This window comes from Mesorhizobium sp. M1006, from assembly GCF_040318825.1.
Lineage (GTDB): Bacteria > Pseudomonadota > Alphaproteobacteria > Rhizobiales > Rhizobiaceae > Mesorhizobium.
This window is the reverse complement of record NZ_JAMYMZ010000031.1, coordinates 19,539-42,025: the sequence shown is the minus strand read 5'-3', so window position 1 is coordinate 42,025 and position 22,487 is coordinate 19,539. Positions and strand designations below refer to the sequence as shown.

The 22,487-nt window shown below is 61.9% G+C and carries 24 protein-coding genes and 1 pseudogene; 20 read left to right on the top strand and 5 right to left on the bottom strand.

Annotated features, from left to right (window positions below):
• Positions 1–81: 81 nt before the first annotated feature.
• The 12 genes and pseudogenes from NKH60_RS24290 (at position 82) to NKH60_RS24235 (ending at position 10,310) form a co-directional block, all read left to right on the top strand.
• Positions 82–1,329, top strand: coding sequence for an ABC transporter substrate-binding protein (locus NKH60_RS24290; protein WP_352819266.1), 1,248 nt, complete (start codon positions 82–84; stop codon positions 1,327–1,329).
• A 139-nt stretch (positions 1,330–1,468) separates the two neighbouring features.
• Positions 1,469–2,365, top strand: a complete 897-nt coding sequence (locus NKH60_RS24285) for a carbohydrate ABC transporter permease (RefSeq protein ID WP_352873578.1) — start codon at positions 1,469–1,471, stop codon at positions 2,363–2,365.
• A gap of 5 nt (positions 2,366–2,370) precedes the next feature.
• Positions 2,371–3,213, top strand: a complete 843-nt coding sequence (locus NKH60_RS24280; RefSeq protein WP_192254565.1) for a carbohydrate ABC transporter permease — start codon at positions 2,371–2,373, stop codon at positions 3,211–3,213.
• A gap of 189 nt (positions 3,214–3,402) precedes the next feature.
• Positions 3,403–4,224, top strand: a complete 822-nt coding sequence (locus tag NKH60_RS24275; protein ID WP_352873576.1) for a sugar phosphate isomerase/epimerase family protein — start codon at positions 3,403–3,405, stop codon at positions 4,222–4,224.
• A gap of 4 nt (positions 4,225–4,228) precedes the next feature.
• Positions 4,229–5,305 carry a Gfo/Idh/MocA family protein gene (locus tag NKH60_RS24270; protein ID WP_352832728.1) on the top strand — a complete coding sequence of 359 codons (1,077 nt, stop codon included), beginning with the start codon at positions 4,229–4,231 and terminating at the stop codon, positions 5,303–5,305.
• Complete coding sequence (locus NKH60_RS24265) at positions 5,305–6,123, top strand: sugar phosphate isomerase/epimerase family protein (protein WP_352873574.1); 819 nt, start codon at positions 5,305–5,307, stop codon at positions 6,121–6,123. The genes NKH60_RS24270 and NKH60_RS24265 overlap by 1 nt, the downstream gene beginning before the upstream one ends.
• Positions 6,123–6,950 carry an alpha/beta fold hydrolase gene (locus tag NKH60_RS24260; protein ID WP_352873572.1) on the top strand — a complete coding sequence of 276 codons (828 nt, stop codon included), beginning with the start codon at positions 6,123–6,125 and terminating at the stop codon, positions 6,948–6,950. The genes NKH60_RS24265 and NKH60_RS24260 overlap by 1 nt, the downstream gene beginning before the upstream one ends.
• Entirely contained in the window at positions 6,947–7,669 is a 723-nt protein-coding gene (locus NKH60_RS24255; RefSeq protein WP_352873570.1) for a ribulose-phosphate 3-epimerase, read from the top strand. Before NKH60_RS24260 ends, NKH60_RS24255 begins: the two co-directional genes overlap by 4 nt.
• Positions 7,669–8,688, top strand: coding sequence for an ROK family protein (locus tag NKH60_RS24250; RefSeq protein ID WP_352873568.1), 1,020 nt, complete (start codon positions 7,669–7,671; stop codon positions 8,686–8,688). The genes NKH60_RS24255 and NKH60_RS24250 overlap by 1 nt, the downstream gene beginning before the upstream one ends.
• A 174-nt stretch (positions 8,689–8,862) precedes the next feature.
• Entirely contained in the window at positions 8,863–9,108 is a 246-nt protein-coding gene (locus NKH60_RS35180) for a hypothetical protein (protein WP_502907768.1), read from the top strand.
• A gap of 62 nt (positions 9,109–9,170) precedes the next feature.
• Positions 9,171–9,367: pseudogene (locus NKH60_RS24240) on the top strand (hypothetical protein); the annotation flags it as partial.
• Between the two features lie 214 nt (positions 9,368–9,581).
• On the top strand, positions 9,582–10,310 hold the full coding sequence (locus NKH60_RS24235) for a hypothetical protein (RefSeq protein ID WP_352616336.1): 729 nt from the start codon (positions 9,582–9,584) through the stop codon (positions 10,308–10,310).
• 56 nt (positions 10,311–10,366) lie between these two features.
• On the opposite strand, the gene NKH60_RS24230 is transcribed toward NKH60_RS24235, so the two are convergent.
• Entirely contained in the window at positions 10,367–11,104 is a 738-nt protein-coding gene (locus NKH60_RS24230; protein ID WP_352873566.1) for a hypothetical protein, read from the bottom strand.
• 39 nt (positions 11,105–11,143) lie between these two features.
• Between NKH60_RS24230 and NKH60_RS24225 the strand changes: the two genes are divergently transcribed.
• Positions 11,144–11,593 (top strand): helix-turn-helix domain-containing protein, encoded by a 450-nt coding sequence (locus NKH60_RS24225; RefSeq protein WP_352873595.1) that lies wholly within the window; start codon positions 11,144–11,146, stop codon positions 11,591–11,593.
• 120 nt (positions 11,594–11,713) lie between these two features.
• Here the strand turns inward: NKH60_RS24225 and NKH60_RS24220 are convergent, their stop codons facing one another.
• Positions 11,714–13,831 (bottom strand): DUF3363 domain-containing protein, encoded by a 2,118-nt coding sequence (locus NKH60_RS24220; RefSeq protein ID WP_352873564.1) that lies wholly within the window; start codon positions 13,829–13,831, stop codon positions 11,714–11,716.
• A gap of 371 nt (positions 13,832–14,202) precedes the next feature.
• On the opposite strand from NKH60_RS24220, the gene NKH60_RS24215 reads away from it, so the two are divergent.
• The 3 genes from NKH60_RS24215 to tnpB are packed head-to-tail and all read left to right on the top strand — an operon-like array spanning position 14,203 to position 15,407.
• Entirely contained in the window at positions 14,203–14,832 is a 630-nt protein-coding gene (locus tag NKH60_RS24215) for a hypothetical protein (RefSeq protein ID WP_352873562.1), read from the top strand.
• Positions 14,833–14,862: 30 nt separating this feature from the next.
• Complete coding sequence (locus NKH60_RS24210) at positions 14,863–15,108, top strand: hypothetical protein (protein ID WP_352873560.1); 246 nt, start codon at positions 14,863–14,865, stop codon at positions 15,106–15,108.
• Positions 15,105–15,407, top strand: a complete 303-nt coding sequence (gene tnpB / locus NKH60_RS24205; protein ID WP_352873558.1) for an IS66 family insertion sequence element accessory protein TnpB — start codon at positions 15,105–15,107, stop codon at positions 15,405–15,407. The genes NKH60_RS24210 and tnpB overlap by 4 nt, the downstream gene beginning before the upstream one ends.
• Here the strand turns inward: tnpB and NKH60_RS24200 are convergent.
• The gene (locus NKH60_RS24200) at positions 15,404–16,165 is read right to left on the bottom strand and encodes an SDR family NAD(P)-dependent oxidoreductase (RefSeq protein WP_352873593.1); all 762 of its coding nucleotides are present in this window, start codon (positions 16,163–16,165) and stop codon (positions 15,404–15,406) included. The genes tnpB and NKH60_RS24200 overlap by 4 nt on opposite strands.
• A 99-nt stretch (positions 16,166–16,264) precedes the next feature.
• Here NKH60_RS24200 and NKH60_RS24195 point away from each other — a divergent pair, with 99 nt between their 5' ends.
• Both NKH60_RS24195 and NKH60_RS24190 read left to right on the top strand, forming a co-directional pair.
• Complete coding sequence (locus NKH60_RS24195; RefSeq protein WP_352873556.1) at positions 16,265–17,176, top strand: LysR family transcriptional regulator; 912 nt, start codon at positions 16,265–16,267, stop codon at positions 17,174–17,176.
• Between the two features lie 684 nt (positions 17,177–17,860).
• A complete protein-coding gene (locus NKH60_RS24190) occupies positions 17,861–18,334 on the top strand; it encodes a Ros/MucR family transcriptional regulator (protein WP_502907767.1) in 474 nt (157 codons plus the stop codon).
• 46 nt (positions 18,335–18,380) lie between these two features.
• On the opposite strand, the gene NKH60_RS24185 is transcribed toward NKH60_RS24190, so the two are convergent.
• Together NKH60_RS24185 and NKH60_RS24180 are read right to left on the bottom strand one after the other, a co-directional pair.
• On the bottom strand, positions 18,381–18,692 hold the full coding sequence (locus NKH60_RS24185) for a DUF736 domain-containing protein (protein ID WP_352873554.1): 312 nt from the start codon (positions 18,690–18,692) through the stop codon (positions 18,381–18,383).
• Positions 18,693–18,835: 143 nt separating this feature from the next.
• Complete coding sequence (locus NKH60_RS24180) at positions 18,836–19,162, bottom strand: DUF736 domain-containing protein (protein ID WP_352576627.1); 327 nt, start codon at positions 19,160–19,162, stop codon at positions 18,836–18,838.
• A gap of 1,221 nt (positions 19,163–20,383) precedes the next feature.
• Between NKH60_RS24180 and NKH60_RS24175 the strand changes: the two genes are divergently transcribed.
• On the top strand, positions 20,384–20,908 hold the full coding sequence (locus tag NKH60_RS24175) for a hypothetical protein (RefSeq protein ID WP_352873552.1): 525 nt from the start codon (positions 20,384–20,386) through the stop codon (positions 20,906–20,908).
• Positions 20,909–21,729: 821 nt separating this feature from the next.
• Positions 21,730–21,951, top strand: a complete 222-nt coding sequence (locus tag NKH60_RS24170; protein ID WP_352873550.1) for a hypothetical protein — start codon at positions 21,730–21,732, stop codon at positions 21,949–21,951.
• The last annotated feature ends 536 nt before the right edge of the window (positions 21,952–22,487 follow it).

Genomic DNA, 22,487 nt, shown 5'->3' with positions numbered 1-22,487 from the left:
GAAAGATACTCGCAAGAAGGCTTCTGAATAAACCAGACAATCGTCCGCATTGTGCGGTCGATCTTGTAGAAGGAGGAGAAAATGATGTTTCGGATGCAACCCGCGATGCTGAAAATAGCCGCGGCCGCATGGTTGCTTGGCGCAACCAGCGCCATGGCGGACACGACGCTGGAATTCACCCAATGGTGGGAGCCTGAATTGCCGGCTGGCTCGCTCAGGGCAATCATGGATGACTTCGAGGCCGCAAACCCCGGAATCAAGGTGACATTGGTCAGCGGCCCCTACGCGACCACGCGAGACCAGATCTCGGTGGGTGCCGCAACCGGAACGCTCAGCGACGTCGTCGGTCTCGACGGCGCCTGGGTGAACAATCTGAATGCGCAGAACGCACTCGCCGACATGAATCCGATGATGGATGCGAGTGGTTTCGACAAGAGCCAGGTCGCGGACATCATCAAGGTGGACGGCAAGGCGGTGATGTTTCCCGTGGCCTCCTTCGTTTATCCGGTCTTCGTGAATTTGGACCTCGCCGCCCAGGCAGGCGTGACCAAGCTGCCGTCGACCCGCGCGGAGTTTCTCGAAGCCGCCAAGAAGATGACGCACGCCGAAAAGAACCAGTATGGCTGGGTGTTGCCCCTGTCGCTGCAAACGCCATCCGGCGTCCAGAACGACATGATGTCTTGGGTTTGGGCTTCGGGTCAGTCGATGATGGCGAACGGCAAGCCCGCTCTCGAGGGCAAGCCGGTGGTGGATATGCTCACCTTCGTCAAATCACTCAACGACGCCGGCACCATCTCGCCCGGCATCGCCACCAAGACCGAGCAGGAAAAGGTCGAGGAATTCGTCAACGACCGCGTCGGGATGATGATCGACTCGCTCGCGCATGTGAACCTCATCCGCAAACGCAACCCCAAGCTGAACTTCGACCTCATCCCGGTCCCGGTCGTAGAAAACTACACCGGCAAGCGCGGCCTTCCCTATGCCTCCTGGGGCATCGGCATCTCTGCTGCCTCGAAACATCAGGAAGAGGCCTGGAAACTCGTCCAATATCTGATGAGTGAAAAGGTGAACGCCAAGCTCGTGTCGCTTGCAAACGCCTTCCCGGGCAACGTCAACGCCAAACCCGATTTCGTGACCTCGGACAAAGCTTTCGGCAAGGCTTTTGAAATCTTTAAGACCGGTTATCTCGCCAATGAGTTCACGGGCCTGCCGGTGGCTGAAGACCTGATGACCCAGTTCGACGTTCAAGCCCAGAAGATGCTCGCCGGCGAGCAGTCTCCGGAACAAGCTGCAGCCACCGCTCAGAAGGGCTGGATGGCGAAATTCTGATCGGCCTGTTCCCGTTTGCTATGTTCGACCGGGTGGCCTGACTTCGGGCAGGCCACCCGGCAACAACGGATCGGAAATTTGAGATGGACCTGTTTCCGAAGCTTACCTTCTCGCTGAAGGCGTATCCCAAGGTTGGCACATGACCCGGCAAAAGCGCTCCCACCACAAGCTGAAACGAGCGGTCGCACCCTACCTCTATCTGTCGCCCTCGCTGCTCATAATCGGGCTTCTGATGTTGCTGCCGATGGTGACGGTGATTGCCTACTCGTTCCAGAACAGCGCGGTGCTGCGTCGTGACCCGTCCTTTGCCGGACTGAAACACTACCAGGCGATCTTCGACGACCCCGTGTTCTGGGCTTCGCTGTGGCACACGCTCTACTTCACATGCATGAGTGTCATTTTCCACATGACCATCGGCATGGCCTTCGCGCTCATGCTGAACAGCGAGCGCATCAATCCGACGCTGCGCAATATCCTGCGCGTGCTCTACATACTGCCCTGGCTGTTCACCGCAGTGATTATCGCCGTGATCTGGCGCCTCCTGCTTGAGCCGAACGGTGTCGTGAATAGCATTCTCATGCAAGTCGGCATCATCGGTTACAAGGTCGAATGGTTTTCCTCGCCCGAGACCGCGCTGCACGCCGTCACCTTCGCCAACATCTGGGCGGGCTATCCGCTTTTCATGGTCAGCCTCCTCGCAGGCCTGCAGGGCATTCCCAAGGATTTCTACGAGGCCGCCGATATCGACGGGGCGAAGGCCTACCAGAAACTGATCTTCATCACGATCCCGCAGCTGATGCCGATCATCATCAGCATCTCGCTGCTGGATTTCATCTGGACCATGCAGGTCTTTCCATTGATCTGGATAACGACGGGCGGCGGTCCGATTTACTCGACCGAGGTCCTCAGCACCTACACGTACAAGCTGGCGTTTTCGAGCTACAATCTGTCGCAGGCGTCGGCGAGCGCCGTGGTCATCCTGCTGATCTCCCTCGGCCTGACGCTGTTCTACATCCGCTATCAAAAGGCTCGGTAGTCACCATGAGGAAAAGGCACACGCCGAAAGACCGGCTGATCACCGTCGCGCTGCATGTCGCGCTTGCCGCAGGGCTCTTTTTCGCGGCCTTCCCGATCTACTGGATGCTGAGCAGCTCGTTCAAGTCGAATACCGAAATCTTTGCCCTGCCACCAACCGTCCTGCCGAAGGCCTTCACGCTGGAAGCGTATGCGGCCATCCTTGGCGACCCGGTAAAGCTGCGCTTCTTCTTCAACAGCTACTTCGTGGCCGGAGCGGTGACCGTGCTGACGGTGCTGATCGCCTTGCTGGCGGCCTATGGCTTCAGCCGTTTCAATTTCCGCGGCAAGGGCAGCCTCAACACACTCATCATCAGCACGCAGACGATCCCGCCGATCACGCTTTTGATCCCCTTCTTCGGGCTTGTCGTCTCGTATGGCATCTTCGACACCTACGTCGCACTGATCCTGACTTACCTGGTGTTTACGCTGCCCTACGCGATCCTGCTGATGACGGGATATCTGAACACCTTGCCCCGCGATCTCGATGAAGCGGTGGCTGTCGACGGCGGCAGCAGCTGGACCGCACTCTGGCGGGTGATCGTCCCGATTTCACTGCCTGGTATCGTGGCGACGTCGGTCTACACCTTCCTGTTGTGCTGGAACGAATTTCTGTTTGCGCTGACGCTGACGAAGTCAACGTCCATGCGCACCGTCCCGATCGGCATCCAGCTGTTAATGGGGCAGCACGCCTTCGAATGGAACCAGATGATGGCGATGAGCGTGCTCGGCTCGCTACCGCTCTTGCTCATCTACCTCGTTGCCCAGAGGTTCTTCCTCGCCGGTATGACCGCCGGCTCGGTCAAGTAGGATGTCCCTCCCACGGAGAACTGATGGAGTAGGCCGCGCATCGAAATCGACGGATTGGACCTTCTCTGCTGGCAGCCGATATTGCCGCGGCCACGGGCGTCGTCACAGCCCCGCTGATCGTGCTGATGCTGTTCTTCCAGCGCCACATCATCGAAGGGCCTATGCAGATGGAATCAAAGGAATGAAAGGATGAACGTGAAAGACCTCAAAGTCGGCTGCCAGACCTTCACCTGGGAAATGTTCGGAGACCGTTTTGCCGGCGGCCCCGACGACCTGCTCAAAGCGATCGCCGATGGCGGCTATGCCGGCATCGAGATCACCGACACGATGATCGGCCGCTATGCCGGCAAGCCGGCGGAGTTCGCTGCGGCGCTGAAGACATCCGGCCTCACGCTCGTCTCCTTCGCGTTCGGTTCGGACAGCGGCTTCACACTCAAGGAGAAGATCGGCGCCGACCTTGAGACCGCCAAGCGCTGGATCGATTTCGCCGCCGCCTTTCCGGGCGCGCTGGTGTCCATGGGCTCGGCCACCGTCGTGTCGGACGGTACGCGCGACGACAAGTTCGCCATTGCGGCCGAGGTCTACAACAAGGCTGGTGAACTCGGCCGCAAGGCCGGCGTCCAGGTCGCGGTGCATCCGAGCTCGCACCACAACACGCTGCTCTACGACCGCGCCGATTACGACCGCATCTTCGGGCTGCTCGATGCCTCGCTGGTCGGCTGGGTGCCGGACACGGGCCACATTTTGCGCGGCCACAAGGACATGGCCGACACGCTCACCACCTATCGCGAACGCATCCGCTACGTGCACCTGAAGGATGTCGATGCGAGCGGCACCTGGGCGATGCTCGGCAAGGGCGTCTGCGACACGGCGAAAGTGATAGAGATCACTTGCGCGGCGCCCAATTTCAACGGCTGGCTGGTGCTGGAGGAGGAATCCGAAACCGCCGCCGCCGATCCGGCCGGCGCGGTCAAGACCAACCGCCAGACCATGCGCGGCTACGGAGCCTGAGACAATGATCCGCAAGAAAGACCGTCGTCTTCGTGTCGGTGTGCTCGGCTGCGGGCCGATCGCGCAATTCGCGCATCTGGAATCCTGCGTGAAGGCGAGCAATGCCGATCTCTACGCGATCTGCGACGCAGCACCCGATCTGCTCGCGCGTATGGGCGCGACCTACGAGCCGCAGAAGATGTATGGCGACTATGACGCGATGCTCGCCGACCCTGCGCTGGAAGCGGTGATCGTCGCCACCTCAGACGCCTATCACGTGCCGATGTCGATCAAGGCGCTCGAGGCGGGCAAGCACGTTCTCTGCGAAAAGCCGATCGGCGTCTCGGTCGAGGAAGGCCAGAAGCTTGCCGACGCGGTCAAGCGCTCCGGCAAGGTGCTGCAGGTCGGCCACATGAAGCGCTTCGACCCGGCTCTCGAAGCAGCGCGTGACTTCGTCCGCGACGAGATGGGCGACATCCTGGGGCTGAAGGCCTGGTATTGCGATTCCACCCATCGCTACACCAACACCGACGCGATCCAACCTCTGCCCATCACCAGCAAGCTGGCGAGGAAGCCGGCCGGCAATCCGAAGGCCGATCTCAGGCAATATTTCATGCTGGCGCATGGCTCGCACCTCGTCGATACGGCGCGCTTCCTGTGCGGCGAGATCACCGCCGTGCGCGCCCGCCTCAACGAGAAATTCGGCGCCTATTGCTGGTTCGTCGAGACCGAGTTCGCCAATGGCGCGCTCGGCCATCTCGACCTCACCGTCGCCGTGCGCATGGACTGGCACGAGGGTTTTCAGCTCTATGGCGAGAACGGCTCGGTGATCGCGAAGACCTTCAATCCCTGGTACTTCCGGGCGAGTGAAGTCGACATTTTTCACGAGAAGGACGCCACCTCGCGAAAGCCGCTCGGCGCTGACGGCCATTTCTTCCGCCGCCAGCTCGAAAGCCTCGCTGAGACGGTGCTCGACGGCAAGCCGATGCGCGGCGCCAATGTCGACGACGGGCTCGCCTCGATCCGCGCCATGGTGGCGATCGCGCGCTCGGTCGAGAGCGGCGAACGCGTCGAGATCGCCAGCGTGACGGGAGCGGTCTGATGCAGATCGGGGTGTTCGCCAAGACCTTCCCGGGCAGCGAGCCGGCCGGCGTGCTGGCGTCGGTCCATGACGCGGGCTTTGCGGTCACCCAATTCAATCTCGCATGCGCCGGCCTGCCGTCGATGCCGGATGATGTTCCCGCAGCGGCGATCCAGGCAATCGATGCCGCAGTCGACAGCTCCGGCGTCGGTCTCGTGGCGCTGTCCGGCACCTACAACATGGCGCATCCAGACAAGCAGGTACGCGACGATGGCTTGCGTCGGCTGGCGGTGGTGATCGAAGCCGCCGCAAGGCTTTCCACGCCGCTCGTCACGCTCTGCACCGGAACGCGCAATCGTGACGACCAATGGACGCACCATCCTGACAATGCCGATCCCTCGGCATGGACCGACATGGCGGTCGAGATGGAAAAGGCGCTCGAACTCGCCGAGCGTCACGGTGTCGATCTTGGGATCGAGCCCGAACAGGCCAACATCGTCACCTCCGCCCCTGACGCGATGCGGCTCATCGCCGAGATGGGTTCGAAGCGGCTGCGCATCGTGCTCGATCCGGCAAACCTGTTCGAACAGGCGGATGCCGCGCAGGCGCGCGCCATGGTTGCGGCTGCAGTCGAGCGCACGGCAAGCCATGTCGTCATGGCCCATGCCAAGGACCGTTTCGCCGACGGCCGCTTTGCCACCGCCGGGCAAGGCGTCGTCGACTTCGCCGACTTCATCGCCCGGCTGAAGGCGACAGGTTTCGACGGGCCGTTGGTGACGCATGGGCTTTCGGCCGAGGAAGCGCCCGGCGTCGCCCGTTTCCTCAAGGGGCTGCTGTGATGGCGCGCCCGACGATCCTGCTCCGCGAAGGCGCCGCGCTTCGGGTTTCCGATACGGGCGACGGGCTGGCGGTCGTCTTTCAGCACGGGCTGGGTGGCGGCGAGGCGCAGGTTGCGCAGACCTTCCCCACAGGCTTTCGTCGCATCACGCTTGAATGCCGCGGCCATGGCGGCTCCGGCCTTGGCGAGCGCCGGCCATTTTCGTTCGAGATGTTCGCCGACGATGTGCTCGCGGCCGCCGACCAGGCCGGCCTCGACCGCTTCGTTGCCGGCGGCGTCTCGATGGGTGCCGCGATCGCGCTCCGCCTCGCCTACCGCCATCCCGACCGCGTCGCCGCGCTGGTGCTGGTGCGGCCGGCGTGGACGTTCACGGCAGCACCGGTGAACATGCAGCCTATAACCGAGGTCGCCGAACTCATCCTCGACCGTGGCGCCGAGAGCGCGCGGAGTATCTTCGCGCAATCCGAGACGGCGACGCGGCTTTGCCACGAGGCGCCCGACAACCTGTCCTCGCTGTTCGGCTATTTCGACCGGCCGGACGCCCACGCCTTTGCGCAGGTGCTCGCCAACATCGCCGCCGACGGGCCCGGGATTTCCGAGCGCGACGCCGCCGCCCTGCGCATCCCGACGCTGGCCATTGGCAACGCCAGCGACGCGGTCCACCCGCTGTCGGCCGCCTATACGCTCGCCGCAGTCATCCCCAATGCGATCTTCGCCGAGATCACCCCCAAGGCGCTCGACAGCGCCAGGCATTTCACCGAATTACACGCCGAGATCTCGGCCTTCCTTCACGCCCACTCGAACGTCCGGAGCCTCATTCCGTCATGACCAGCAAATCTCTCTCAGGCCCCGCCGCGATAGCCGCTCTGCCGCGCAACCGGCTGCTCGGCGAATTCTCGCTGTGGTCGGCCGATCTCGCCAATATGGAGCGCGACCTGAAGCGCATCGAGGCCCATGCCGATCTGCATCACGTCGACGTCGCCGACGCCCGCTTCACCCCCGGCTTGCTGTTCTTCCCGGATATGGTGGCGCGCATCGCCAAGCTGACGGCGAAGCCGATCCATGTGCATCTGATGGTCGAGGCCGAAATCGTCGAGGCGCAGACGCGGCAGTTCATCGAGGCCGGCGCCGACCTCATCACCATCCATGCCGAGAATGGCGAGGCGGGCTTGCGCGCCGTCAAGCTGGCGCATGAGCTCGGCGCCGAGGCCGGCGTCGTGCTCAGGCTGGAGACACCGGTCGCGGCAATCGTGCCTTTCCTGCCCGAGGTCGCCTTCGTCACGCTTCTCGGCACCTTGATCGGCGTCAAGGGCCAGAGCCTGTCCGAGCAGGCCTGCCCGCGTCTCATCGAGGCGCGCGCGCTGATCAGGAAAGCCGGCCGCGAGGCCGACATCGCGCTCGCCGCCGATGGCGGCATCCGCCATGAGACGGTGCCGCTGCTGCGCGCCGCCGGCGCCGACACCGTGGTGCTGGGCTCGCTCGCCTTCGGTGACCCTGACCTTGCGCAACGCATCGCCTGGCTGCACGGGCTGAAAGCAGCCGCCTGATGAGCACGCTTGCGCTTGCCTTCGATCTCGGCGGCACGGAGCTGCGCGGCGCGCTGGTCGAGCGCGGTGGCGACGTCGTCGCCCGCGTCTCGGCGCCGACGCTTGCCGGCGCAGGATCGGAGGCGGTGATCGGCCAAATCATCACACTGGCGGACATGTTGCTCAAGGAGCACCCACAAGCGAAAGTCATCGGTATCGGCATGTGTGCGCCCGGCCCGCTCGACCCCAAGGCGGGCATCGTCATCGGGCCGCCGACACTGGCCGGCTGGCACAATGTGCCGCTGATCGACATCCTCAGCCGGCAGTTCGGCCTGCCGGTGCGGCTGGAGAACGACGCCAATGCGGCGGCCCTCGGCGAATGGCGCTTCGGCGCCGGCCGCGGCACCGGATCGCTGGTATTCGTGACCGTGTCGACCGGCATTGGCGGCGGCGTCATCGCCGACGGCCACATCTATCACGGCAGGCGCGGGCTGGCGGCCGAGATCGGCCACATGACCATCACCGGCGAAGGCGACCGCTGCTTCTGCGGCGCCGTCGGCTGCTTCGAGGCGGTCGCCTCCGGTACGGCGCTCGGACGCCGGGCGACACGGCTGACCGCGCCGGGCGACGGCTCGCTGCTCCGGCGGCTGTCCAACAATGGCGACGTCTCGGCGCGACACGTCGTCGAGGCCGCGCGGGCGGGTGATGTAGCGGCTCGCCCACTGGTCGAGGCCGAGGCGCGGTGGCTGGGCATCGGCTTCACCAACCTCCTGCATCTCTACTCGCCCGACCTGATCGTCATGGGCGGCGGCCTTTCCAACGGCTTCGACCTCCTGGCACCGACCATCAGGGCGACCGTCGAGCACCGCGCCATGCAAGCCTATCGCGACGTGCCGATCGTTCCGGCCGAACTTGGCGACCGGGCGGGCCTGGTCGGCGCGGCGAGCCTGATCCTATGGGAGGGCGAGCCCGGCACGGCGCTGGCGATGGTGCAGAACGAGGAGACGACAACCGGCGCCAGGGAGGCAAGCCAAGGCTGAGCTCAAGCTGCGCGGCGCGCGCAAATCCTATGGAGCCGCCGAGATCATCAAGGGTTATCGACCTCGACGTCGAGGACCGCGAATTCATCGTCTTCGTCGACCCGTCCGGCTGAGGCAAGTCCACGCTGCCGCGAATGATCGCCGGGCTGGAAAGAATCAGCGCAGGCGACCCTCATGATCGACGGCGTGCGCGCCAACGACATCGACCCGTCCGCGCGTGGGCTGGCCATGGTGTTCCAGTCCTATGCGGCCTATCCGCATATAAGCGTGGCCGAGAATAGGGGGCTTCGCACTGAAGATCGGTGGGTGCCGCCGCAGGAGCGGGAGCGCAAGGTGAAGGAGGCGGCCGAGGTATCCGGAATGGTGGCTCCTGGTCGCAGCCTGCGCTCTGCGGAGGATCGACAACGCGCGGATCGGTAGCCGTTTGCGAGAATGTCCATCTCAAGAGTCTCAAGGCGTAATCCGTAGTGCAAAGGTGTCAAATGCCCACTCCCAACAATCCTCCGGCCGCGGTCAGACGCGTCCTGCGCAGGCTGGGAGCGAATATCCACGATGCCCGGCGGCGGCTCCCAATGGCGCTGGTGGCGAGCGCGCCTTTACCTCGCGCTCGACCCTGCAACGGGTCGAGGCGGGCGACACAAATGTCAGCACCGGCATATATGCCGCCGCAATCACAGCTTCCTTTGGCTCGGAAAGACGGCGCGCGAGCGACCGATGAATCGACCGAGTTGACAAAACCATCGCGCAGCGTTCACCTCATTGCTCTCTAACAATGCTTCCGGGGGGCGGCTTTGCTTTTCTTTCGATCTCTCTGCCGTGCTGTGCTCTTGACTGTGGCCTTTTTTGCAGCACTGCCGACGATGCCGGCACTGGCATGGGCCCCGGATACTGTCATGACCTTCCAGGTGATCCGGAACTCGGACCCCGCATGTGAACCAACCTGCCCTGCGTGGATCTACGCTGCAGGTTCGATTGAAACCTCGTCCCCATCGGCTTTGCGCAAGCTGCTGAAGAGCCTCGGCGCAGTTCACCTGCCCATCGTCTTGGCATCGAATGGTGGTGACCGTCAGTCCGCCCAGGAACTCGGCAGGATCGCCAGAAAGAACAAGCTGACAATCGCTATTGGGACTTCACCCGTAGTTTGCAAAGACAAAGCCTCGGTCTGTCGCACGATGCCAGAGATTGACGGCCAAGGTCGATTCGAAGAAGCCAACTGCCTGTCTGCCTGCCCCTTGTTCCTTGCTGGTGGCGTCAAAAGGCTCAACAGCGACCGCAACTTTATCGCGGTCCACAAGGGACAAGCCGTCCTGTACTCAAATGGCGACAGGACCTTCACTCAAATAAAATCCGCCAAGAGGGTTGCCAAGGTTCTAGCCAATGCTCACCTGGAGAAGAAGCAATATCTCCGGGAAATGGGCGTAGCCGTCGCGCTGGAGGATGAGGCTTTCAAGCATGGCGGCGACGACTTTTATGAAGTCCCGATCGATCGGCAGCGCAGTTGGGGCTTGATTACCGGCTCAGTCGAAGAGTTGGATTTCACCGATCCCCAATTCTGCAAAAGACAGCCGCTCCCCGAGAATTGCGTCCCAAAACAAAATGGCCTGCCACGACGTAAGTCATGAAAATGGGTGGCTTATTTCCGCGCAGCCACTCGACCGGAAGAGATCGGCCGCGTATCTCAGTCAAGCAAGCCGCCGTTACGAGGCCAACCGGCTCTTAAGCCGTTTCTCGCGGAGACGGGTGCCAGCCCGCCAGGTGCGGGCGGTTTGTCGTCCGTCGTCTGCTGGGCGATCCGTACCAGATCGCTGAGCGCCGAACGGATTTGCGGCCAGGGAAACTCGGAGCATTCCACCCAGGCCTCACCCTCGCGCAACACGGCATCGAGCTTACCCGCCACGCCGGCGACAGTCGTGGCAGGCGTCATTGAGAGCGCTTGCATCAGATCCTGCGCCCGGTTGGCAGCCTCGCGCTCAGCTCGAAGGGCCGCAGCATAGCCGTCCTCCTCCGCAGCCGTGTCCCAGCGTGCCTTATGCGCCACGAGGTCAGCTTCGGCCTTTTCCCGGAGATCCGCTGTGTCCGGGCGCTTGCCGAGCACTTCATTGAGCGCCTCGATCGAGTGGACCGTCACATCCTCACCCTCAGGCAGGCACACGGTTGCGCAAGGAAAGCCGACGCTCTCGACAAGTCTCGTCTCCAGTCGCTGTTGCCTGCGACAAAGCCGCTCGGTCAGCTTGTGGGTTTTCTCCCATTCCCGCCAAAGCGCCAGCGCTGGGTCAGAAGGCGCATTCGTTCTTCCGGCGTCGCCTGCGGACGCGTTACCTTCGAGTTGCCACGCGGTGGTAGCCGCGATGGTTCCGGCAAGCACTTGTCGGCGAGTGACGAAAGGCAGAGTCGTGGTATTCTCGGAATCACCCATGATCCGAGCTCCTCAGAAGCTTCGGTTGTGGTCAGCTGGATGGGATGTGCGGACATCCTGTCCAGCTATTTTTTGCACGCTAGAGCAGTGTTGGGGCTAAAGTGCACCAACGCCTGCCGCGGCCAATTCCGTCCCGCGGCGCTGGTTGATACGCACGCTACGAGATCAGGCATTGATAGAAAAAATATCAATTGGGCACGCCGAATGTCAATAGAAAATCTATCAAAACTGCGGCAAACGGTTAGTACGCGCCAAATCAAAGCGGCGCGCGCGTTGCTTGGGTGGTCCCAGGCGGACCTGGCACGCCACTCTTCGGTGTCTGAGCCAACCATAGCTCGTCTGGAGGCCGAAGACGGCCCACTCGGGGGGCGCCCTGGAACCGCAGCGAAAATTCTCAAGGCATTGACCGATGCCGGAACAGAATTCATGCTCGAGAACGGTAGCGGACCTGGAGTGAGACTTATCGAAGCTCGCCAAAGCCCTGAGTGACCCGGCGTTCGCTCCTATCGTCCACATGCGGTCAGACACGGCTCATCGCGCGAGGCCTGAACTAGCGCTCTCACTCGTTGAGGAAGTCACAGTTCATTTGCTGCGTTGTCCAGACCCATCTCACATCCCGATCCCAACGCCGCGCTTTCTGCCGAAGCTCCAGTCGATGCCGCCTCTGTCTTGCATCACTCCCGTGATGTGCTGGCCGATGCGCCCTTCCAGCATCGGCTGCCAGGGCACGAGCCGGAAGCCGAGACCATCGTCCAGCATGGCGAAGCGCCCGCTGGCAAGACCGACCGAGCCAAGCAGCGTGCCGCCGACATAATTGCCGGGCTGGACGGGCACGAAGGTGAGGCCGCGCGCAGCGGCCATTTCTTTGCCGACGCGCGCCACCTCCTGACGCTCCAGCGTGGCAACAAGGTCGCGCGAGAAGGTGATCGTGCCGCTGGTCGCATCGCGTTCGGCATGACCCATCCCGACAAGCTGGGCGGCCCGTCTGTCGAGAGCGTTGTCGACGTCGAGACCAAAGCCTGACCTCACCAGCGGCACCGGGGTTCTGGCCGTAAGCTCCCGGTCGAGCCAGGTGGCGCCGTCGCTGCCGATCTGCGCGTCAAGATCGAGCGTCGAGAGCAGGCGGACGGAGAAGTCCTTGCCGCGGTTGTGGCCATCGTAAGCGATGCCGCGCTCGGACAGGTCATTTGGAACGCGCCAGTGGTCGTCGTCGATGCGTTCGACATGGCCGGCCCGGCGCAGCGCTTCGAGACGGCGGACATGGAAACGAACGAAGGCGTCCGGGTCCTTGCCCTCTTCCAAAAACGTTTCGCGGATCGCCTCCAGGTGTTGGCTTGGTCGATAGATGCCATCCTCGCCGGCTACGACGCCGATGTTGCGGTCGGCCGCACGCGGCTCCCCCTTCGGCAGGATTGGATCGAGCGTCACGATATGGCAGCGCTGAATGTCGTCGAGCTTTGCCGCATCCACCGTCTCGACATAGTGCGTGCGCCCGTCCACGCCATCGATGACAAGCGACAGCCGGTCGCTCATCTCGTCGCCGGTAAGCCCCTTGGCGAGCACACGGCCGACGACCGGCTCGGTGATGGTCTGGCGGTGCATGACATATTGCGCCGGGCCCCGCTCATCGGCGAGGCCGTGCTCTTCCAGCGCTCGGTGCATGGTCTTGATAATGTCCTTGCGCTCGCCAAGCGCCTGCAAGGTGCTTTCGGCTCGGTCAGAGATCACCCACCGGCCGGGCTCGATCTCGCTTGCCAGGCCGAAGTGTTGCAACCTCTTCGCCCGATCGATCAGCAGGTAGCGGTTGCTGGAAATGGTGTAGCTGTCGCTGGCGTTGGGACGGAGATCGACAAGATCGTGCTCCTGCTGTTCGGCGATCAGTATGCGGTCGAGCCGGGTCAGCCGTTCGGCCCCGACCTCGTTGGCCAGCTTGCGCGCGACTTCGATCTCGCTTTGCAGCCCGAGTTCCCGTTCCACCAGTTCGCTTGCCCGATGGCGGATGCCATGGGCGATGTAGTCGCCGGCGATGTTCAGGATCTTGCCGTCATCGGTGATGCCGCGCAGCAGCACATGGGTGTGCGGATGACCGGTGTTGTGGTGGTCGACGGCAATCCAGTCGAGGCGGGTGTCAAGGTCGGCTTCCATCTGCCGCATGAGATCGCGGGTGAAGGAGCGCAGATCTTCCATCTCGGCGGCATCCTCCGGCGCGACGATGAAGCGGAACTGATGCCGGTCACCGCGCCCGCGCTCGACAAAGGCTTTGCCGTCGGCCTCGTCCTCGAAGGCCGAGTACACCCTGCCCTTCTCGCCATCCCTGGTCACGCCGTCGCGCTGGAGATAGCGCAGATGCGCATCGACGGCCTTGCTGGTTGTCACGAACTTTTGGCCGCGCCCGGTCCCCTTGCCTCGCCCCGGCAGCTTGACGACACGCGCCTTCACCACGACGCGGCGAGAGCGAAAGCGGACGCCATTGGATTCCTGTTTCCACCCGCCGCTGGCCTTTGGCAACCCTGCGGCCAGCTTGCCGCCGCGGCCGCGGGCGTTGAAGCGGCCACTCCCCTTCCCGGCGCCGCTGCTTGCGCCGATGCGATAGGGATTGCCGCCTTGCTTGCGGACAGCGATCTCGACCTGGCGCACGAAGGGCAGCGTGCGCGAATTGACCGGCGCGCCGCCATCCCGCGTCCGGCCGGTGCGAACCTGGAACCTGTCGCTGTCACGATCTGCCATGACGACAGCATCGGGAGTCGGATTTGGTGCTTCAAGGTGTCTGGAGCACCGAGCGTGCTACGGCGCGCAAAGACTTGCTGTAGCGTAGATCAGCGGATCGCACATCGCTGCGGCACCACAGTTTTGTTTTGCAGATCAATGCGATAGCGGACCAGCCGTGAGCCACGCACCTTACGTCATTCCGCCTGATGTCGGCCTGGGCCCGAAAAAACAATGTGCAGACAGAGACTTACGAGCGAAGCGAGGGCGAGCGCCAGCTCGCTTTATCTTGCCGTCGTAATTGGTTGTGCGTAAGTGTCCGGTCCCTGCACATATTTGGCTGGTGCAATCTCGCGTCATGTCGGGTTGCTTCGTCATGTGGAGGATCTCCGATGGCGCCTCGCCGCTCCTGGGCCAAGGCCAACAGTCCTTACTGGTCGTCGCACGTTGCGAGTTGGTACCGCAGCAATCAGGATGCGCTGGAATACGGTCGCCAGCGCGATCTTTCGATCACGACGTTCGAGCTGTGGATGCGCCATCTGGTGAACAGCGAAGACCTGCGCAAACGTGCGGAAAAGCTGCGCAATTTGCGCTGGAAGAAAGCCGGACGTCAGCTCAAGGCGCAGCAGCCGAAGCGCCCCCAAAGGCGGCCGCGCTACCGCTATGGCAAGCGCACGGACAGCGGCCCGATCGCCCTTCGGGCGTTTTGGAGCATGCATGTCGAGGCGATGAACTGGAGCGGCATGGGGTATGCCGAGTACGCGGCGGCGCTCGGGCTTTCGCGACATGCGCTGCGGATCTGGCGCGATCGCCTGGAAGAATCCGGCGATGAAATGGACTGGCGATCGCTGCTTCATCCGAGTGCACGAGCCCAATTAAGCAGCGCTGCTAATTGCGCGCGGCGCCAATACCGCTTGACACCGGAGGCGGTGGGTGGGCGATCGAACCGGCGCCGGTTCAGCGACCAGCAGAAGCGGGCAATCGTGAAGGAGACGGAGAAGCCCGGCGTCGCCGTGGCATAGGTTTTCCGCCGCCATGGCATTGCCACCAGCATGGCCTTCCGCTGGCGGGAAGAGTTCGGCCTGACCGCTCGTAAGGCGCTAGAACTGGCGACGGTCGAGCTCGCCGATGAAGGCGAAGACGAGCCGTCGGCGCTGGCCGCCTTGCGCGATCTCGTGCGGCCACCGGACGGCATGGTGGCGATGGGACTGGATGATGGGCGGCGCGTGTTTGCACCGGCGGGCGCGACCGCGGCTGCGGTGAAGCGGCAGCTCGCCGGCAAGGAGAAGGCATCATGATTGTCATTTCCAGCGGGCGTGAAAGTGCATCTGGCGCTTGCCTACACCGACATGCGCACAGGTCTCGATGGTCTCGCTACTTGATCCAGGAACAGCTCAAGAAGGAGCCGTTCTCGGGTCATTTGTTCGTCTTCCGCGGCAAGAATGCCTCGCTTCTGAAGATCCTGTTCTGGGACGGAACGGAGCTGTGCCTGTTCACCAAGCGCATCGATCACGGACGGTTTGTGTGGCCGCGTCTGGCCGAGCCTGGCGAGATGCTTGCGGTCAGTTCACTGACGGATACGATTGAATCGGACTAAAGCCGTATGCCGCCTATTGTGAAGCCGCCGTCGACGGCGATCTCCTGCCCGGTAACAAAACTGGCGTCGTCCGAAAGCAACCAGGCCACGGTGCCCGCAACGTCTTCCGATCTGCCGTTGCGGCGAAGGGGGGTGTGGCTGGCGAGGCGCGCGGCGAAGACAGGGTCTATGACATCATCGGCCATCGGCGTCAGGATGATGCCCGGATTTATGGCGTTGACGCGGATGTTCCGTGGGCCTTGCTCCACCGCAAGCGTGCGCATCATTGCCTGTAGGGCGCCCTTCGTGCCGGCATAGGCTCCGGCGCCGGGCATCACTCCACCAGCCGTCCATGAGGCGTTGATGAGAATGCTGCCATCTGCCAGAAACGGCAGGCATTGCTTGATGGTGAAGAAGGTGCCGCGCAGGTTGGTAGCGATCAGAGCGTCGAATTCATCCGCTTCCGTGACGGCCAAAGGCTTGAACTCGCCCAATACGCCGGCGTTGGCGAACAGGGCGTCCAGTTTTCCGAAGCGGGTTATCGTCGTCTGCAAAGCCGCGGCAACCGCCTTGTTGTCGGCGATATCGCAGGCAATCGCGATCGCCGTGCCGCCGGCGGTCTCGATCTCCGACTGCAATTGACTGATAGGCTCAGGCCGGCGTCCGACGAGAGCGACTTGGCCACCCTCTTCGACTAATCGAAGAGCGGCGGCCCGCCCCATGCCAGTTCCCGCCCCCGTAATGAGGATCGTTTTGCCCGTGAATCTGCTCTGTGCCATGTCGTGTTCCTTGGTTGCAGCGTCACGGCAGTTGTAATTTCGCTGATCTGTATGGATAATTGCGGAAATTATATCTTCATTTAAAAGCGACACTATCAAATGGCCCTATTTCGTTCCATGCAGGTGTTCGTGACGACGGTGCAAGAGGGCTCGATGAGCGCCGCCTCCGGCAAGCTCGGGATGTCGCCAGCAATGGTCGGGCAGCACGTGGCGGCGCTGGAGGAGCGGCTCGGAACGCGTCTTCTGAACAGGACCACGCGCCGTCAGAGCTTGACAGATTTCGGCGCGAGCTACGTCGAACAGTGCCGAGATATTCTGGAGCGCGTTGCCATCGCGGATCAAGATGCCGAGGCATTGCAAGCAGAGCCTCGCGGCAAGCTGAAGGTTACGGCGCCGACGACTTTTGGCGCAGAGGTCTTGATGCCGAAATTGCAGCGCTACCGCGAGCTTGCCCCGGACGTCACGCTGGATGTCACCTTGACCGATCGCAACGTCGATATCGTCGACGAAGGGTTCGATATTGCTTTCCGTATCGGCGAGTTGCCGGATAGCCGCTTGATTGCGCGCCGTCTTGCCCCTTACCGGATGATGATCTGTGCCGCGCCGGATTACCTTGCACGGAGGGGCAATCCAGACCATCCTAGTGATCTAGCCAACCACGATGCCATCGGCTTTACCCCGGCAGCGCGGTCGCCATGGAAGCTGGCGAAAGGTGACGATACGGTCGAAGTTAGTCCGCGAATGCCGATCACCGTCAATAGCGGTCAGGCCGTCCGCATGACTGCACGCGCTGGCCTGGGAGTGATCATGCAGCCGTCCATTCTACTGAGTTCGGATATCCAGGCAGGCCTGCTCGTTCAACTCTTTCCAGACTGGCATCTACGTGAACGATCGATGTCACTTGTCTATCATCGCGACCGCCGCATGACGCCGCGCCTGCGCAGCGTCATCTCGTTTGCCATTTCAGAATTCGGTGCGACATCCGAACGGCGGGAAAATCCTCATTCCTAGCGTCCGCTCTTGGCGCCCTCAGCCATGGGCGATCATGACACCCAAGATCGGGCATATCCGGCAAACGCGATTGCTTTTGGGTCCGGCCAATCAGGCATAATCCGGCGATCCTGGAACCGAAAAGGTTCGTGAATTCAGCGGTGCGAAACCGCTTAACTCGGGCGACTGACAGCCGTCCGGTGCGCGTGGCAGTAACCGAAAAGGCTCTGCAGAAAACGCACGCCTTGCCCGATCATCTTCCGCGCGGCCGGCCCGACGACGAGGACCGCGCCACAGCGTGCCGCGACGATCACTGTTGGGCGCATGTTCACGGCTCAACCCTGCGACGCAGGAGCCATGGTTCATGGCGCTGGCTCGCGTTGGGCTGCACGCTTGGCGAGCGGAGAAGCGAGCGGGAAAGCCTTCCGGCTTCCCCCGACGCGATCGGCAACTTGTCTGCCGCCGGACCGAACGATTCCGCGAAACTTGCCTGCTTGATATTTACACGGAATGAGGTTTGTTGGCGGAGTAACGATTATTTGCCTGATTAGCGAATAGACAGACCATCCGTTTTCAAAGCGCCCTTTGGACAAGAGGAAATTCGATGACCGTTTCTCCAGACCCAAGCGACCAGGCTGATCTCGTATCAATCACCGCCGACATCGTTTCCGCCTACGTTCGAACAATCCGTTGCCGCTCGGCGAGTTGTCGAAGCTGATCGGGGATACCTATGTCGCTTTGCAAGGGATCGGCACACCTGTGCTTCCTGCCGCAGCCAAACCGGAGCCGGCGGTGTCGATCAAGAAGTCAGTGTCACCTGATTTCATCATCTGCCTGGAAGACGGGAAAAAGTTCAAATCCTTGAAGCGGCATATCGGAACGCATTACAATCTGAGCCCTGACGAATACCGTCAAAAATGGAACCTGCCTTCCGACTATCCGATGGTAGCGCCGAACTACGCGGCCATCCGCTCGGCCCTGGCGAAATCAATAGGGCTCGGGCGCAAGGCGGCTGCGCCCCCTCCTGCCGCAGCGGAAAAACCAAAACGGGCTGCTCGTGCGGCAGCAGCGACGACGACCGCGGCAGTCATCAAGTCACCGGTGAAGAAGGCGCGCAAGCCACCAGCCAAGCCTAGTGCGCTGCAGCTGGCGGACGTGCCAAGCTGTGGGAAGACCTGACCATGGCGAAGCCCCGCCTTGCGGCGGGGCTTCGTGTTAAGTCGGATCACTCTGCGGTGCGGCGGGACCAGATGAGCGAGAATTCGCCCTCGGTGTCGGTCTCGACCAGGCTCGCATAGATCGGAGCGGGGAAGCTGGGATCGTCGAGCTTGACGGAGTGGTAGTCGCGTCCCTCCCGCGAGGTCTTCTTCCATGCCGCGCCGAACTCGGTGGCGCCGGCGAAGATGCGGAAGTCGGGACCCTTTTCATTTTCGCCATCGGCCGGAGAGAACGTTACCGTCTTGATGTTGAGGTTGAGGGTCTTGACCGAGCCGGAGAAGCCGTTCGCGGTGCGGGAGAAAGTGCCGATCGTAGCCATTGTGGTGGTTCCTTCTGTTTTTCTCGGGCCGCGCCCATCGCGGGCTCACATGAGGGGCCGCTCGTCAAGCTGTGGCTCTGAGCTGCTGAGTGGTCGTTTCTGGAGGACGCCCCGCTGGGTGCGAGGCGTCCTGGCAAGGGTGCTCAGTCGCCGTTGCGGCGGTTCGGACGTGACCAGATGAGGCTGTAGCCCTGGCCGTCCTCGCCCTCGACGAGGTTGGCGTAGATCGGAGCGGTGAAGCTCGGGTCGTCGAGCTTGAGACCCAGGTAGCTGCGACCCTCGTTGGACTGCTTGGACCAGGCGGCCCCGATTTCGATGCGGCCGACGAAGACCCGGTGGCTGGGAGCGTTTTCGCCGCTGGCGCGTGTATCGGGGACGATACGGACCTTCTTGGCCTGGAGGGAGAGGGTGACGATCTCGCCGCTGAACTCGTTGTTATCCGATTGCTGGAAGTTGCCGATGGTAGCCATTGTCGTTCTCCTGACTGGTTGCCGAAGCTGCCCTGTGCGGCCTCGATAGCGGTCGTGAGGCGACGATCGGGCCGACTGCATCCTGTGGACCGCAGTGCCAGCGGAGGACGGCGACAGCCGAGCTTGTTGTCCCGCGAGGAATGCGGCAAAGCCGCGGGGAAGAAGGTCGGCGAAGCCGTTGCAGGCAGAGGCCCGACCGGCGCCAGACCAGCCAGTAGAGAGGCCGTATAGGGAGGATTCAGCATCAGTCTCACGAGAACGACGCTGGTTGTCGGCCCTTCTGCCATGCATTCGGCACAAGCAGCGCGATCCCTACCGCCACATGAACCTGAGGTCTGAGCCCGTTCCTGATCCGCGCGTTTGCACGTATCAACCTCACATCCGGTCGCCGCTCGAGCGGCTGCACCATAATCCCGCCTGCGGCGGCAAGGGCTCAGGAGGACGAGACCAAGTTTGCTGCGTTACTACTTAGCTGCTGCGTTGGTCCACGCTGGAGGTTTCAGAACGATAAGCAAATAATAGGTGCGATCGATCATACCAACTAGTCTCGAGCTTCTGTCACGTGCTGCGAAAGTTCTTCGATCGTAGGCAGGTCCGTAACGCGCTGCCCTGCCCTGGTCGACTTCCGTTTGATGCCGAAGTGAGCAGGTAGTTCGTCTGCGCCCAACAATGACCATTTCGGGCCCAATCCACCATTCGCCATGGACGATTTTATTGCGGCGTTCGGCTAGAACTTTAGTGCGTTTGTAGATGTCGTCGGTCAGAGTTCCTAGCTCGGTGTCGTTGCTCAGAATCTTCATTGCCGAGCCGTACGCGATTGCCAGGCTTTCCGGAGAGATCGTTGCGATGGACAGGAGATTCGCTCCAAGGTCCCAGACCTTCAGACCTTGTGCCTGCAAAACGCAATTATAGCAGAATCGCAACCTCGTCGCGATCTGCTCGAACTCGACGACAAAAGTTCCGATGGCCAGTTAATGCGCTGACCAGTCGATGTCTCTCAATACTGCCATCGGTGGCTCCCTCATGGAAAGGCGAGACCAATGATGCAATTTGCCGACGCTGTAACCTCGCGACGGATCCGTGAGTAACGATAATCGTCACTCCCAGCTCTCAGGGCCCGTTTCGGCTGGAGCTAAAAGATCATGTGCACATCACTTTGAGTGATTGGACACAGATGGACATGTGAGGCCACTATCCTCGTCACCGGCCTGAGGAACACACATGCTATTCTCGTTTGATGCAACGTTGCGCAAGATGGCCGAACTGACAGTCGGGGAGCTGATCGCATTCGGCAATGAGACCCAAGAATTTGGCTTCGTCGTCGCTACCGGCCAACAGAATGCCGAGCCGCTAGTTGGAGTGCTGAAGTCCGCGGAGGAACCTCACCCTCTACTGCCGAGACCTTGGGGTGATCAAGCCTGCCTCAGCTTCGGAAACGACTGGGTGGTCGAGCCGATATTCGACCCATCTGTTTTCCCCGGAAACACCAGGTCCCGCCGTGCTGGCTGGCTCCGTTTGGCGCAATCGGGCTGGGCGATGAGCTTCGCAACTTCTCCGGTGGATTCGTCGGGGCGGCTTGCACTTGAGTGGCGTAAGATCGGCGGCGAAAGTGGGCAAATAACCGGGGTCGGCAACAATGCTGTTGGATTCACCAAATGGCGGATATGGGCGAACGACGAAAGCCGCCGCGATCCAAAATCATCGCCGCTCTTTGAATACGAGGCCGCAGCTCCTAAGCTGCGATAATTTGCGGCGCCAAACCAATCTGATCGAATAGTCGGATCACGTCCGGATTTGACCTGTCGCCGGCGCAGCCTCTCCAGCGCCTCCCATTCGCCGTGCAACACCATTTCCAAGGCTGGAAGGCTGATTTGGACGGATGCGCCCGGTCCACTCTGGCCCGATCCCATAGCGCTTTGCCCAGCGGCGAATGGTCCTGTCATCGCGGCCACCGTAGTCTGCTGCCGATTTGATCTCCCGTACTTCATCGGGCCGCATCAGCACGGATCGAGGGCGCACCCTGTTTCAGAGCCTCTTTTGGCAGGGAACGGGGCGATCAAGGCAGTCATCCAACCGCCCCTCGCATCTCCGACAAAAAGCGAGGAACCTTTGAGTTCCCGAAATAACGAAACGAGGGTTACATCATGGCTGGTTGTCGCTTGATTTTGGTGGCAACAAAGGTCATCGGATTAGGCCACCAACCCATTCCGAACAACCATTTGCCGCGATGGTGAGCGGACAGTTCATTGAGCTTCGGCCCATAAAATTGGGGATCGTGCAGATTGTGGGCGTCCTTCACGTCCTCGCGCCAATAGCACCGCAATCCATTTTGAACATCACTACGGTTCCGTCGCTCCTCCAAGCGCCCGCCGTGCGGGTGGCGGAGGAGTTGTGTGGCCTAGTGAGGGTTGAACGAATGCTTCGGGCAAGTTTGCATGCCAGCTCCGCCGATTGAACCAAGCCCGGAGATTCCATATCGACGCTAGGGTTGGACGCTCGCGCCAGCCGGAACCAACGGCGGCCACAAGCGGTTTACCAATCGAAGGGGCTGCAATGGATGCGGGATAATGGAATTTTTGGATATGGAACTGGCGAGAGCCCGACAGCGGCTCAACCGAGCGGAGCTTTCCCTTAAACGTGCGAATGAAATGCTGGATGAAAACTGCGGCGTCGGCATCAATATCGCGCTGTGCAGCAGGATACGAGCTGCGCAACGGGGCGTGGTGGAGGCCAGATCGCGGTTGACGAACATCGATCCCACCAGCGCTGACGGAGTTCGCACAGGTTGAACCATCCTGGCCGTGAAAGCCTTCCGATCCGCCGCGGCCTCATGTCGTCACGGCTAGTGCCTCAGACTGCGCAGCAATATGTGAGGTCCGGCCCCTCATTCGTCACGGCCCTCCGGCCAGCTCTTTGCGAGCGTAGGATCGGACAGCGGAACGAAAGGCGGATTCGCGAATTCTACCGCTAGACAATTGGAATTGTCGCCCATGAGGCTCGCGACCCTCCACCTTGAAACTGCGAGATACGGCGATGTATATCGCGCCGCCAGGCTCGCGCGACTGACGCGGCAAATGATCCGGCACATCAACCGCACTGACATCTCGGCTCAAAAAGTCGAGGAAGCGCTGGCTAGGTTGGCCGAAGTAAACGCGCCCATGGACCGGCTCATGCCGCATCAGTAAGGCCGCCACGCTAATGCCCGTCTCCGCATCGGCATGATGTGCGGCGGCTTGTTCGGTTACTGCATGTGGCGTTCCCTCCACATCCGTTTCGCGATGCGGGCGCTGATGATCTTGGCGATCGGGCGCTCGCTGCCCAGTCG

What these genes read in the sequence shown, in the direction of transcription:
- NKH60_RS24290 (WP_352819266.1), top strand. Translation starts at nt 82, where the DNA reads ATGATGTTTCGGATGCAACCCGCGATGCTGAAAATAGCCGCGGCCGCA.
- NKH60_RS24285 (WP_352873578.1), top strand. Translation starts at nt 1,469, where the DNA reads ATGACCCGGCAAAAGCGCTCCCACCACAAGCTGAAACGAGCGGTCGCA.
- NKH60_RS24280 (WP_192254565.1), top strand. Translation starts at nt 2,371, where the DNA reads ATGAGGAAAAGGCACACGCCGAAAGACCGGCTGATCACCGTCGCGCTG.
- NKH60_RS24275 (WP_352873576.1), top strand. Translation starts at nt 3,403, where the DNA reads ATGAACGTGAAAGACCTCAAAGTCGGCTGCCAGACCTTCACCTGGGAA.
- NKH60_RS24270 (WP_352832728.1), top strand. Translation starts at nt 4,229, where the DNA reads ATGATCCGCAAGAAAGACCGTCGTCTTCGTGTCGGTGTGCTCGGCTGC.
- NKH60_RS24265 (WP_352873574.1), top strand. Translation starts at nt 5,305, where the DNA reads ATGCAGATCGGGGTGTTCGCCAAGACCTTCCCGGGCAGCGAGCCGGCC.
- NKH60_RS24260 (WP_352873572.1), top strand. Translation starts at nt 6,123, where the DNA reads ATGGCGCGCCCGACGATCCTGCTCCGCGAAGGCGCCGCGCTTCGGGTT.
- NKH60_RS24255 (WP_352873570.1), top strand. Translation starts at nt 6,947, where the DNA reads ATGACCAGCAAATCTCTCTCAGGCCCCGCCGCGATAGCCGCTCTGCCG.
- NKH60_RS24250 (WP_352873568.1), top strand. Translation starts at nt 7,669, where the DNA reads ATGAGCACGCTTGCGCTTGCCTTCGATCTCGGCGGCACGGAGCTGCGC.
- NKH60_RS35180 (WP_502907768.1), top strand. Translation starts at nt 8,863, where the DNA reads ATGATCGACGGCGTGCGCGCCAACGACATCGACCCGTCCGCGCGTGGG.
- NKH60_RS24235 (WP_352616336.1), top strand. Translation starts at nt 9,582, where the DNA reads ATGACCTTCCAGGTGATCCGGAACTCGGACCCCGCATGTGAACCAACC.
- NKH60_RS24230 (WP_352873566.1), bottom strand. Translation starts at nt 11,104, where the DNA reads ATGGGTGATTCCGAGAATACCACGACTCTGCCTTTCGTCACTCGCCGA.
- NKH60_RS24225 (WP_352873595.1), top strand. Translation starts at nt 11,144, where the DNA reads ATGGGATGTGCGGACATCCTGTCCAGCTATTTTTTGCACGCTAGAGCA.
- NKH60_RS24220 (WP_352873564.1), bottom strand. Translation starts at nt 13,831, where the DNA reads ATGGCAGATCGTGACAGCGACAGGTTCCAGGTTCGCACCGGCCGGACG.
- NKH60_RS24215 (WP_352873562.1), top strand. Translation starts at nt 14,203, where the DNA reads ATGGCGCCTCGCCGCTCCTGGGCCAAGGCCAACAGTCCTTACTGGTCG.
- NKH60_RS24210 (WP_352873560.1), top strand. Translation starts at nt 14,863, where the DNA reads ATGGCCTTCCGCTGGCGGGAAGAGTTCGGCCTGACCGCTCGTAAGGCG.
- tnpB (WP_352873558.1), top strand. Translation starts at nt 15,105, where the DNA reads ATGATTGTCATTTCCAGCGGGCGTGAAAGTGCATCTGGCGCTTGCCTA.
- NKH60_RS24200 (WP_352873593.1), bottom strand. Translation starts at nt 16,165, where the DNA reads ATGGCACAGAGCAGATTCACGGGCAAAACGATCCTCATTACGGGGGCG.
- NKH60_RS24195 (WP_352873556.1), top strand. Translation starts at nt 16,265, where the DNA reads ATGGCCCTATTTCGTTCCATGCAGGTGTTCGTGACGACGGTGCAAGAG.
- NKH60_RS24185 (WP_352873554.1), bottom strand. Translation starts at nt 18,692, where the DNA reads ATGGCTACGATCGGCACTTTCTCCCGCACCGCGAACGGCTTCTCCGGC.
- NKH60_RS24180 (WP_352576627.1), bottom strand. Translation starts at nt 19,162, where the DNA reads ATGGCTACCATCGGCAACTTCCAGCAATCGGATAACAACGAGTTCAGC.
- NKH60_RS24175 (WP_352873552.1), top strand. Translation starts at nt 20,384, where the DNA reads ATGCTATTCTCGTTTGATGCAACGTTGCGCAAGATGGCCGAACTGACA.
- NKH60_RS24170 (WP_352873550.1), top strand. Translation starts at nt 21,730, where the DNA reads ATGGAATTTTTGGATATGGAACTGGCGAGAGCCCGACAGCGGCTCAAC.